9 protein-coding genes are annotated in these 12,006 nt (G+C 41.2%); 1 reads left to right on the top strand and 8 read right to left on the bottom strand.

All coding sequences use genetic code 11. The features are described from left to right. Window positions 1-55 precede the first annotated feature (55 nt). The 6 genes from P9B04_RS05005 to glsA form a co-directional block, all read right to left on the bottom strand. Window positions 56-802, bottom strand: coding sequence for an RNA methyltransferase (locus P9B04_RS05005; protein ID WP_342053901.1), 747 nt, complete (start codon window positions 800-802; stop codon window positions 56-58). Next, a complete protein-coding gene (locus P9B04_RS05000; protein WP_342053900.1) occupies window positions 799-1,788 on the bottom strand; it encodes an adenylate/guanylate cyclase domain-containing protein in 990 nt (329 codons plus the stop codon). Before P9B04_RS05000 ends, P9B04_RS05005 begins: the two co-directional genes overlap by 4 nt. Before the next feature lie 64 nt (window positions 1,789-1,852). Further along, entirely contained in the window at window positions 1,853-2,575 is a 723-nt protein-coding gene (locus P9B04_RS04995) for a DUF3120 domain-containing protein (RefSeq protein ID WP_446717966.1), read from the bottom strand. 259 nt (window positions 2,576-2,834) lie between these two features. Continuing rightward, window positions 2,835-4,613 (bottom strand): lipoxygenase family protein, encoded by a 1,779-nt coding sequence (locus tag P9B04_RS04990; RefSeq protein WP_342053899.1) that lies wholly within the window; start codon window positions 4,611-4,613, stop codon window positions 2,835-2,837. A 197-nt stretch (window positions 4,614-4,810) separates the two neighbouring features. Continuing rightward, window positions 4,811-5,299 carry a 3-hydroxyacyl-ACP dehydratase FabZ gene (gene fabZ, locus P9B04_RS04985; protein WP_342053898.1) on the bottom strand — a complete coding sequence of 163 codons (489 nt, stop codon included), beginning with the start codon at window positions 5,297-5,299 and terminating at the stop codon, window positions 4,811-4,813. Between the two features lie 175 nt (window positions 5,300-5,474). Then, window positions 5,475-7,445: a glutaminase A gene (glsA, locus tag P9B04_RS04980; RefSeq protein WP_342053897.1), complete on the bottom strand. Its 1,971-nt coding sequence runs from the start codon at window positions 7,443-7,445 to the stop codon at window positions 5,475-5,477. A 136-nt stretch (window positions 7,446-7,581) separates the two neighbouring features. Here glsA and P9B04_RS04975 point away from each other — a divergent pair, with 136 nt between their 5' ends. After that, on the top strand, window positions 7,582-8,844 hold the full coding sequence (locus tag P9B04_RS04975) for a class I SAM-dependent methyltransferase (protein WP_342053896.1): 1,263 nt from the start codon (window positions 7,582-7,584) through the stop codon (window positions 8,842-8,844). 127 nt (window positions 8,845-8,971) lie between these two features. Here P9B04_RS04975 and P9B04_RS04970 read toward each other — a convergent pair whose 3' ends face one another. Both P9B04_RS04970 and P9B04_RS04965 read right to left on the bottom strand, forming a co-directional pair. Then, entirely contained in the window at window positions 8,972-11,170 is a 2,199-nt protein-coding gene (locus P9B04_RS04970; protein ID WP_342053895.1) for a histidine phosphatase family protein, read from the bottom strand. An 84-nt stretch (window positions 11,171-11,254) separates the two neighbouring features. After that, on the bottom strand, window positions 11,255-12,006 hold a 752-nt coding region (locus P9B04_RS04965; protein ID WP_342053894.1), incomplete at its 5' end, for a histidine phosphatase family protein.

Genomic DNA, 12,006 nt, shown 5'->3' with positions numbered 1-12,006 from the left:
ATTATTAGAGCCTATTGTAACAGTTAGTGTCTCATTCTTATTTTAAATGACTATATTAATTTTCTTTTGATGGGATAAACTGAGAAACCCAGTCAACTTGTCGCAAAATACCCCGTAACAAGGCAACTTCTTCGGTGGTTAGATTCGCTTTATTATGGAGTCTGCGAAACTTTTCTAGGCGCGCTTTGGCCGTATGGGGATAAAGATAACCAATTTTTAGTAAAACCGCTTCTAAATGCTGGTAATATCCCTCTAGTTGTTCAAAGGAAGCCGGTTCAAACAACAACTCTTCTGTCTCTTCGTTGTTGTCTTGTGTTAGTTGATAGAGTTCATAGCTACAAACAGCAACTGCTTGTGCTAAATTCAAAGAAGGATACTCAGAACTAGACGGAATCGACACAAAACGTTGAGCATAACTCAGTTCTTCGTTATTCAATCCCCGATCTTCTGGTCCAAACATCAACGCTGTATTCAACCCTTCTGTGAGTAACCAGGGTAAACCTTTTTTGGGGGTTTCTAGATGGGTGGGAAGGGAAAGCGATCGCCCAGTAGTAGCAATAATACGCTGACACCCTTGTAATGCTTCGGGAATAGTCTCAACTACTTGAGAGTTTTCTAAGACATCAATCCCGCGAACCGCCATTAGCCTCGCTTCGTCCCCCAGGCGATCGCAATGGGGTTGCACTAGGGTTAGCTGCTTTAAGCCCATATTTTTCATAATTCGCGCCACAGAACCCACGTTTAACGGTCCGGCTGGTTCCACTAAAACGATACGAACTCTAGCGAGGGCGGTTTCCTTCATGGGCAATTTTGAGTTCGATTAATTTCGAGAAGTTTCTCTAATTTTTGAAACGTAACCCCGTAAGAAGGGGTTGGTTTTTCGTAACCTTTGAGGTTGAGAGTGTATTGAGAAAAGATAGTCTCCATACAGTGCAATTCTATGGAATGGAGATAGGTTTGTTCTCCTATAGCCACATCTAACCCTAATTCTTTGGTGGCTGACTCTAAACGAAAAGCTGCATTAACGGTGTCTCCGATAGCAGTGTAGTCTGGATGATCCCCACTACCGGTATTCCCTACCATAGAATAGCCCGTATTGATGCCAGCCCCCACTCTCAATTTAAAAGGGAGTGGATACTGTCTGCTTAGCTGTTTCGTCATCTGATTGATGTCTTGTACCGCCTGGAAAATTTCCATAACATCGGCTTTGGTAACCTCATTTTGTCCATGAAACCAAATAGCCATCACCGCATCACCGATGTATTTATCCACCCAACTTCCAGCATTACGAATGATCTCTCCAGATTGACGAAACCAGTTCCCGATTAAAGAGGATAAAATTTCCTCGTCTAGTTGCCTCGTTAAAACGGTGAAGTTCCTCATATCCACCACCATCACAGATGTTAGGCGACGTTCGTGTAAAACCATTGTGTCACGATCTACAAATTCTTCACCAGGAACGTGTTTATGGTTACCTATGGGACTAAAAAAAGAAACTTTGGTCTTGCCAAAAGTAACTTCATCTCCGCTTGTGAGGATGACAGGAATACCGACACGGCGATCGTTGACGAAGGTTCCGTTGCGACTCCCTAAATCGATCAACAAAAAATCCCCTGTTTCGGTAGACTGCAAAATGGCATGATTACGAGAAATACAGTTATCTCCAATGGCAAAGTCGTTATCCCTTCCACGTCCAATTGTCCAATAGTTTTTACCCGCCAAAGGAAAATACCGTTGACCTTTAGCAGTATCTAGCAATAGATGAGGTGTCTTGGCAAGATTATCCACAGATAATTAATCGCGGCGATCGGGAGAACAATCAAAAACCGATATCTTACTATATTGTACCTACTTACGCCAAAGAAGCAGCAAACCAAAATAGACTATCCACCAAGATTGTACTCAATACTGCGCCCCCTAATGCCCACCAATGGTGATCTGATTTTTGCATACCCCACAAACCTATTACTAACAAACAGGTGGCTAATACTATAGCCCAACCCATTCCCCAGGGGGTTTGTACTTTATCTAGGGCTTCTTGAAATATTGGGGTAGCTAAACTAGGATCAACTTGCATAAGTTGTCGCCAGTGAGGAATTAGTCCAGCGATATAAAAATAAGCATCGGTGATTGCTGTGCCTATTAACGAACCAATATAGAAAAAATTGCCCACTTGTCCCCATTTCTGCCAAATACACCACAGGGCAAAGGGAATACCTATAGACTCAATAGGAAGATGAATTAACGGTTCCCAACGAAACCATCCCCAGTAAATGGTACCAGCTAACCAACTCCAACTGAACCCAAATAATAAGTCTCCCCACAAATGGGTTTGGGGTCGCTTCATTAAGTAAAGGGCTAACCATAACCATCCTACTGTGGCAATAAGGCTGATTTCCGGGCAAAAGCGCACTAGAGGGGCTTCTATGAACACGGGGACGGAGACAAGAAAACCCGAGGCTAAAAAAGTTAACCAATTTTTGACAATTTGACGACTAAAAAAGTTTTGACCCACAGATGATTGATCCGAGGGCTTTAAGGTTTGGCTAGTGGCTGAGGATGGAGTGGAAATCAACGTTTTGTTAACCTTTATATATATTATGAGTTTTTCTTTACTTTACTTAACTTATCGCAAAAGTTAGTTTTTTGTTGCATCCCCTAGGGGGGGAGGGGATATGTTTAATCCTAGCGGAATTTTTCTGGTGAGTCAATAATCGATTGTCATGACTACCTGTACAATGCAATCAAGTAAAAAGATGATCTAACAAAAAAGTAGACGAATCTAATCAACTCGCCTACCTAAAGGGTTACTATTTTATTAACGATTGAAACAATTAAATAGCGATGCTTTGGGGAATACGAGAAGGTTGTAAATAAACATAGGGAGTTTTACCTTCTTGCTTCAGTTTTTTGTTTCTTTCTTTCAATTGTGATTCAATCTCTCGTAGACGGTTTTTAAAGTCCTTAAATGCCTGTTTATCATCCTTTTGTTTAAATGGGTTAGGCAAGGTTAGAAGACTCTTGCTGGTAATTGGAGGAAGTATAGTTAAGACTTTAACCAGGACAATTTGTTTAATGGTTTGTTTTCGTCCTGGTAACCATTTTAAGAGGATTTTTTCTCGTTCTTCTTCTGTGTTAACCGTGTAAAGAGAGGAGAAAGGTTTGTATAGAGCAAAAGGCATATTTGCTACCCACGAACCGTAATCGTACTGTCCAAAGTTTACCGCAGCGTGTTGAGTGCTGGCTAAGAAAATAATTGTAGTAGCAATTTGGATTAAATCCTCAACATTATTGAGATTTCCAGTTAATTGATCAGCTTTTTCTGGGGGAAGTAAACCTTGAATTGTTCCTGCTTCGGAGGAAATTAATTCGTTTTTCCACACCTGCAATTTGTCGTCGTTTTCAACAGCTTGGTCATCTTTGTAATGGTTTTTGATTACATCGCTAACATATTTTTTTGTAGCATCCCACATCAACAAAGCGTCTTGTTCGTAATAATAGTTTGGTAGGTCTTTAACCTCACGGGATTCTAAACTATAGGGTAAAGCTTTTTTGTAGAATTGCCAAGGTTCACTTTCATAGTCTGTGACTAACCCTTTGCCCCAATAAGCTCGACTTAACAATTCATTGGAGCTAGTGTAACCCAAAGCTCCTGTGGAATCAAAGAATCCTCCCCTTCCCAGAAAAGTAGAACGAGCCATATAGTTAATAGCTAAAGTGTTAAAAAAGTGAGGTTTCAACAGTTGATAAATAATGTGATCGGGAGATAAAGTTCGGTAGGTACTAACTGTGCAAACTTCGATCACTAAATGGGTATCTAGTAAGTGAGCGATAATCCCCTGATAGGCGATATCCGTAGCAGAAACAGCTAGTTTAGCCGCTTTCCATTCGCTTTTAGAGGACTTCGGAGTCAAAATTTCAGGATAGGGATCTGTTTCTTGGTTGTATTTCTGTTTAATCTTAATGGCGACAGGCAGCAACTGATCTTTCTCATTGAGATAAAATAAACACAAAGGAGAACAACTATAACGACCGAGTTGATCCTCTTGTTTAGAATCGATAATATCTTCAAAAATTTCGTAATCAACAAGATAAAGTTTTCCCTGCTCTAAGGCAAATGACAGAGAAAAATTATCCCCTAAGTAGGGTTTTAAATGCTCTTCTGTAACAGGAAACTTACTATCTAACGCAATATCTTCCGCTTTACATTTTCTCATCAAAACAGGATTAAGACCTTGTAAAAATTGGCGACCAAATTCTACGTCTTCTTCCCAGAGATCAGCAATTAAAGGTTTTGGTAGTAGTGGCCAGCTAAAAAATTGGCGTAAATCTGTTACTTTTTCCCAGTAATCAGCAGATTTTAAAACCACCCCTAAACCTAAATCGGCCACTCCTTTCAGTTCAATTTTTGTTCGATTGAAAGAACCCAAAACGTGAAACAGTTGAGTAATAATTAAAACTACAGCAGATTTCAGAGCAGTTAGATCAAACCACAAAATCTTAAGAACATTAAATCCCTCCCCCTTTGGCAGTCCAACAACATAAGGAGGCGCGCCGGGATAACGTTCTTTTGAGCTAACCCATCGAAAAGCATCTTTAGTATTATCGGGCATAATTGTATTCTCTCAATCTTTGCATTCCTAGGAATTTCGGTATCGGCAGGAAAATTCAGAAACTTAGATTAAATTTCTTGTGATATAAGCGTTAAACATTATGGTTAGGGGGTTAAGGGGGCAACTTCTGCCCCCTTCTTTATAATAGTAACTAAAACGAGCAAACTATCAAGGAATGATTACTAATTGTTAAGAACTTAATCAATGCGAGAAAATAGCATTTCCCCTTGAACTGCTAATTCTCCATCCACTGTTCCTTGTCCTTTCATTTTGGCTATTCTATTCCGTTTGAGGGTCAATAATTCCATTGTGATAATTAATTGATCTCCAGGGATAACCTGACGACGAAATCTGACTTTATCGATACCAGCGAAAGCAAAAAAGATCCCCTTCATCCCTGGTAATAAACTCAAAACAATTCCACCTACCTGTGCCATTGACTCCACGATCAAAACTCCTGGCATAATGGGAAGAGGAGGAATATGACCAGGAAAAAACGGTTCATTGATGGTAACATTTTTAATACCAACCGCCTTTTCCCCAGGTACATAATCAATAATTCGATCTACTAAAGCGAAAGGATAACGATGGGGTAATAATTCTCGGATTTCTTGAACTGTGAAGGTGGTTTTAATGGTACTACTTTCGGGGGAGTTATCAACAGTGTTTTCGGTGACATCAGACATACTAATTAAACAGTCATCAATAAAAATAATCCTCCCCTATTATTCCACTATTCAAGAAAATCTCAAATAATTTCGTATTTTATTGTTTTTAATCAGAAAAAATTCATAGGTATAAATGCCTTATATGTCTATTTCATACATAAATCAATCTTGACAAGAAATATCAGCTTATTATTCAATTTAAAGGTTGAAAAATATGGAGTTGAAACTGTTGGGATAATTCCTTAAAAACTTTGATCCCTCTAATACTATTACCCCGTTTATCCAGGGGAGGAGAAAAAACCCCAATACCCATGATTCCTGGAACCACTCCTAAAATACCGCCTCCAACACCGCTTTTAGCAGGAAAACCAACCTTACAAGACCATTCCCCCGCAAAATCGTACATACCGCAAGTAAACATAACACTGAGCAAATCTTTCACATAGTCAGGGTTAATCGCACATTGGCCAGTGATGGGATTAACTCCTTGGTTGGCCAAAGTAGCCGCCATAACCGCTAAATCTCGACAATTAATAATAGCAGAACACTGTTGTAAATAGAGATCCAGAGTTTGTTTAATATCCCCAGAAATCATCCCAAAATTACGTAATAAATAAGAAATAGCCCAGTTGCGATCGCCTTGATTTTGTTCAGAAACCACAGCAGAAGTGTCGATATAGACAGGATGACCTACATAACTTTTATACATTTCTAGAAGACGCTTGAGTTTATGTGCTGGGCTTTTTCCTTTGATCAAACTGGTGATAGCGATCGCACCAGTATTCACCATACAATTGTAGGGACGTTTGGAATTTTCTTCTACTTTAATAATAGAATTATAGGCATCTCCTGTGGGTTCAACATCTACTTTTGTTAAAATGTAGTCTCTTCCGTGATCTTCTAAGGCTAGTCCATAAGCAAACACCTTAGAAATCGATTGAATCAAGAAAGGTTTTTCACTTTTTCCTACGGTATAAATTTTTCCGTCGACGGTAACAATACAAATAGAAAAATAATCGGGATTAATATCTACTAAATCCGGTTCACTAACATAAATTTTTCCTTCTTCTAAAGGTAAGTATTTCTTGTATAAATACTTTAAAAAACTTGGTAATTTGTCTTGATTTTTGACTAAAGAAGAGATAACCTTCTTTTTTTTATTAAGAGGATGATTAGGATAACTGGGTTTAAAAATATTGAGTTTAAACTGTTTAGAAAGTGCTTCAAATGTTTTGACACCACGGACACTTTTGTTATGGTTTCCCAATGGGGGCGAAAATACAGCAATTCCCATTTGATTAGGAACTACTCCAATAATAGCTCCAGATAACCCGCTCTTTGCTGGTAATCCTACGCGATAAGCCCATTGACCTGAAAATTCGTATAAGCCACTAGAAAACATAACACTAAGCAAATTTTTAGTATGGCTTTCATCCATGGCCTTTTCCCTGGTAATAGGATTTAATCCTTTATTAGCTAATGTAGCAGCCATTAAGGCTAGATCTTGGCAGTTGACTAATATAGAGCATTGTTGGAAATATAGGTCTAATATTTCTTCAACATTACCTTCAATTAGTCCAAAACTTAGCATCATATAAGCAATGGCGCGATTCCAACTATCTCTGGTTTTTCTTGACCAAAAAATTGACTCATTAATGGTAACATCTCGGCCGAAATAACGACGTAACATCCCAAATAATTTATCTTTCTTTTCTTCTGAGGTATCTCCTTTAATGAGGCTAGTGGTAATAATTGCCCCGGCATTAATCATCGGATTATATTTTCTTTCTTGAATTTCTTGGGGTTCCATAATGTCATTAAAAGGTTCTCCCGTTGGTTCGACCCCAATTTTATTAAGAATATATTCTTCTCCCCATTCTTCTAAAACCATGCCATAAACCAAAGGCTTAGAAATAGATTGAATTGTAAATAATTCTGTGGTATTTCCTATATTATAAGTTCGTCCTTTTGTTGTCATAATACTAATGCCGAACAAATCTGAGTTTGCTTGTGCTAACCCTGGAATATAATTAGCATTTTCTCCTTCTTTGATATCGAGAAGTTTTCTGTGTAAATCCGTTAAAAACGCGGTTAAAAATTCGGAAAAACCGGTTTCTTCGGGAGTAAAAACTGACCATTCTTTACCTATATTTATATTTTCCATCGTCTCCTAATGTAAGCTTTTGATATTTTAATGTACAAATCGACAACAAAGGAGTAATCTACAAGAGTACCAAGCCCTTATAGGTTATTATATTGCCCTTAATGGTAATGGTTGCTGTTTATGTGGAGAAAGATCAATGAAACCAGCTAACTCCAGCGAGTTTAAGACTTACACTCAAGCTGTCAAAGAAGGGAAATATGATTTATATGTTGGCAATTTGTTCGGTAAATACGATAACGTTAGAACTTATTGGGAAGATCAGCTAACTCGCATTGTCTTGCGTCCCTTTTTACGCAACCTAGTGGAAACCCAACGCAGCGAAGGAAAAGGGCTGAGAATTGTCGACTTAGGGTGTGGTGCTGGTCAAGGATACGATATTTTGACCAAAATTGATTATCACGATCTTGATTTAGGATTACAACATAAACGGGTATTACCTTACGAAGACATGGCCTTGTTTTTAGGGTTAGATATTAGTCAGGCTATGGTTAGCAAAGGTCAAACCATGTTTTCTGATAAGCCCAAAGTACAATTTAAACAGGCGGACTTATCCCAAGGGTTAAAAGACGTTAAAAATAGCGAATCTGCTTTTGATCTCTATTTTTCTTCCTATGGTTCTCTATCCCATTTAGCTCGCAAAGACTTAGTAACTTTACTGGAAGACATTGCCCATCACGGTAAAAACGGTAGTGTGGTGGTAATGGATCTCATTGGTCGCTATTCCATCGAATGGCCCGATTTTTGGCACGCTGAGTCCGAAGAAGAAAAGGTACGTCAGTACAATATGGGTTACTTATATTCTGAGACTGTTCGCCAAACCACCGAAATTGAGTCTTTTCCCATTAGGTTTTGGACGGGACAAGAAGTGAGGGAATTAGCCCAAGAAATTAGTGAAAAAACAGGAATCACTCTAGAAGTCTCCAAATTAGTCGATCGCTCCCTTTTGGTGGGTCGTCATACAGATACAGGATCTTTTAACCCTCAAGTTAAACCAACTCGTCGCTCCATTAATTGTCTCCATGAAGACTATATGCGGACAAATTTAGACGAATTACTGTTGGATATTAGTATCTTTCCAGAGCATCCCTTCATTAGTCCTCTGCTACAAGATTTGATTCGTTCTTGGAACATTTTAGTTGAGTTTACCCAACGTCGTCTTTCTCATAATTTTTCCCTTCCAGATGTGACAGGATGGGATGAATTTCCCAAACCTTTACAGTTTGCCCTTATGACTATAGACCGGGTGATTGCCGATGTGGGTTGGATGTGGTACGGTGACCCCCGTGCAAATATTATTGAACCCCAATTAGGTTATGCGTTAAGAACCTTGGAATACGAAATGCAACAAGGATGGGGATGCGGCCACGGATTGATAGCGGTTTTAACGGTCAAGAAATAATGCTTACCTGAGTTCGAGATCAGGAAATTTGTCAACAACTGGTCAGAATTAAGAGTACATAACAAAGAAAAGAAAACAGGGAACAATAACTGCTCCCTGTTTTTTATTGGTTTTAATTGGTCGTTAATTAAGCAAAGGTAAAGTCATTAGCACTTAAACTGTTAGCATCAACGCCAAGCAGTCTGGCTAACTGATCGCCTCCTGTAGCAATCAAAGTATCGGCATCGTCTTGGGTAATACTCAAATCCCCAAAGCCAATCTCTAAAGCAATACCTAAAACGTCTTCTCCACTGGTGAAGTCAGTGATAACGTTAGCAGACTCAGGAATGTCTCCATTGGCGATCCAGAATTGATCCGCTTCGGCACCACCAGTAGCGATAGTCTCGCTTCCTAAGAAGAAGAAGCGATCGTCCCCGGAACCACCCAAAGCACGGTCATTGCTACCCAGAATAAAGGTGTCATTTCCTGACTGTCCGTAGAGACGGTTACCACCAGTCCCGTTAGAGCTATCGATCAAGTCGTCTTCTGCACCAGCAAATACGAGGTCGTCGGTGCCGTCGAAAGTGGGAGAAAGTTCAGAATCTAAGGTGTCCAAGTCGAGGGTACCAAATGTAGGCAGAAGAGGAGGAGTAACTATGGGTGACTCATCTTCAATGGTTACAGTTACCTCAGAATTATCAGGGTCAACTTCATATTCTTCCCCATCTACAAGGGTGAAAGGTAACACCTCGGTTCCTTCAACTACGTCATCCTGGAACACAGGTACGGTAACCGTAGCAGTTGGGTCGGTGATCCGTATGAACAGAGAGCCAGCTACTTCGTCGGTACCGACAACACTCCCTCCTTCAACTACTACTCCTTCTACAACTGTTTCTGCTTCTGGTAAGCGAGGGTTGGTGGCGTTGATATCGAACTCAGCGATGGCCCGAGGAGGTCCTTGTAGTTGTACTACTAAACCGCCTTCTGGAATCTCCCCTTCGGTGGTGAAAGTAACTTCAATCACCGTTTGTTCTGACTCAATCAGAGTTGTGGGTTCTGCGGTTACGCCAACGATAGGACTGTCGGCGGGTTTAACTCCATCGGTGACGGTGAAGGTTCCACTGTTAGAGATTTCGTCAACCTCGTAGTCCTCTCCTGCAACTAAAGTATAGGTGAAGGTTTGGTCAAGTTCTTCAACCAGATCATCGGATACCTGCAGAGTAATACTAGCATCTGGTTCGAGGATAGTGAAGCTAAAGTTGCTCAGGAAGCCTGTACCTGCAGCTTCGGGGTCGGAGTTGTCTTCGGCAGGGTCCCCATCTTCTAGGGAGAACACGTCCAGAGTTCCGCCAACTATCCCTGCACCGGGGCCAAAGGAAGTGTCAAAACGATAAAAGATGTTGCCTTCGTCAGTGACGCGGGTTTGAACCGCTCCGTCTCCATCTGGAGCTAAGAACTGCTGCAGAATCTCTGCTGCGTCCCCTTCTATGTCAACTGTGATGCCACCTTCGGGAATCGGTCCGTCAACACTGAACTCCATTACTAAGGAGTTGCCTTGCTCTTCGTTGAGGACTAAACCCTTGGTTTGAGAGAGTTCAAACCATTCTTCAGGAAGTAGGTTAGCGATGATCTCAAAATCACCGTTACCATCGGGTTCGAGAACGTAGGCAATTCCTTGGGGATCTGGGTAAATACCAGTTCCTGCTTCAAAGATGTCGTCGTGACCAACAATAATTGTGTTGGTTCCCTCATCTGGTACCGCAGTTAATAAGGGGGTAACATTGTCCCGCATCAGTTCTATCTGTTCTGGAGTGTAATCCTCGAACGGTAAGAAATTCAGTGCAGGGTCTTTGCTGTATTGTTCAAAGGCAATGGCTGCAGTTTTAACGGCACGACCGTATTCGCTGGTAATAACGTCGTCGAAGGGAATATGACCTAGTTCAAAGGCTTCGCCAATGGTTAAGGCTTGTTCAATTCCTAATTCATCAAGCACCCTTTGGGTAGAGTAGTCATTGACATCCGCTGTCACCTGATCGGCAAAGTCTCTCTCTGTGAGAGCGTGTCTAAAGTAGATGACGAAACCACCATGTTGTAGTTCATGTAATAGTTCTGCACCTTCTAAGACATCGACAAAGTCCTGGTTGGCCTGTTCTCCAGGAGTAAGTTCTCCTTCATAAGTTGGAGGTGGCGTAACTACACTGTCTCCAGGTTTCCAACCGTTGTCTTCACCGTTTAATGGACCGGCACCATCACCAATTCCACCATCGGGTTCTACTGGCATTGGTCCACCTTCGCCGCCTTCGCTACCTTCGCTGCCTTCAGACAATTCAGCCCATTCTTCGGGCAACAGATTGGCAATAACCTCAAAACTACCTTCCCCATCTGGTTTAACCAGGTAGGCTATTCCTTGAGGATCAGGGTAAATGCCTGTTCATGCTTCAAAGATGTCGTCGTGACCAACAATAACGGTGTTGGTTCCTGCGTTAGGTACATCGGTTAATAACGGAGTAACATTGTCGCGCATCTCCTGAATCTGTTCTGGAGTGTAATCCTCGAACGGTAGGAAATTTAGGGCAGGATCTTTGTGGTATTGACCAAAGGCGATCGCTGCGGTTTCGATGGCACGGCCGTATTGGCTGGTAATTACTGTGTCATAAGGGATGTGAGAGAGTTCAAATCCTTCCCCAATGGCTAAAGATTGTTGCACCCCGAATTCACTGACTACTCTTTGGGTAGAGAAGTCTTCGATATCCAGGCTAGGATCGGCTTGATCGGCAAAGTCTCTTTCTGTTTGAGCGTGTCTGATGTAAATGACATAACCACCTTCTTGTAGGTCATCTAGTAGGGCTTGCCCTTCTAATAAATCGACAAAAGCTTGGTTTGCTTGTTCTCCAGAAGTGAGTTCTCCTTCATAAGTAGGAGGTGGTGTAACAAAATCGGCGCTGTCTCCAGGACTCCATCCGTTGGCACCTTCGCCGCCTTCACCGCCTTCGCTACCTTCGCCGCCTTTGCTGCCTTCACCACCTTCTGTTCTGAGGTTAAAGCTCACTACAGGTAAGGTATCATCAACAAGACTAACAAAGCCATCAACTCGAGCATCACCCACATCGGCTCCTGTCAAGTCAGTATTTTGTAGAGCCGCAGCTAATTCTGGGGATACTAATAAGTCCGCATCTCCCACGT

It is taken from the genome of Crocosphaera sp. Alani8, from assembly GCF_038442745.1.
In the GTDB taxonomy this organism is placed as follows: Bacteria; Cyanobacteriota; Cyanobacteriia; order Cyanobacteriales; family Microcystaceae; genus Crocosphaera.
Note: the sequence above shows the minus strand (reverse complement) of the source record. Positions and strands in the feature narration are given on the sequence as shown.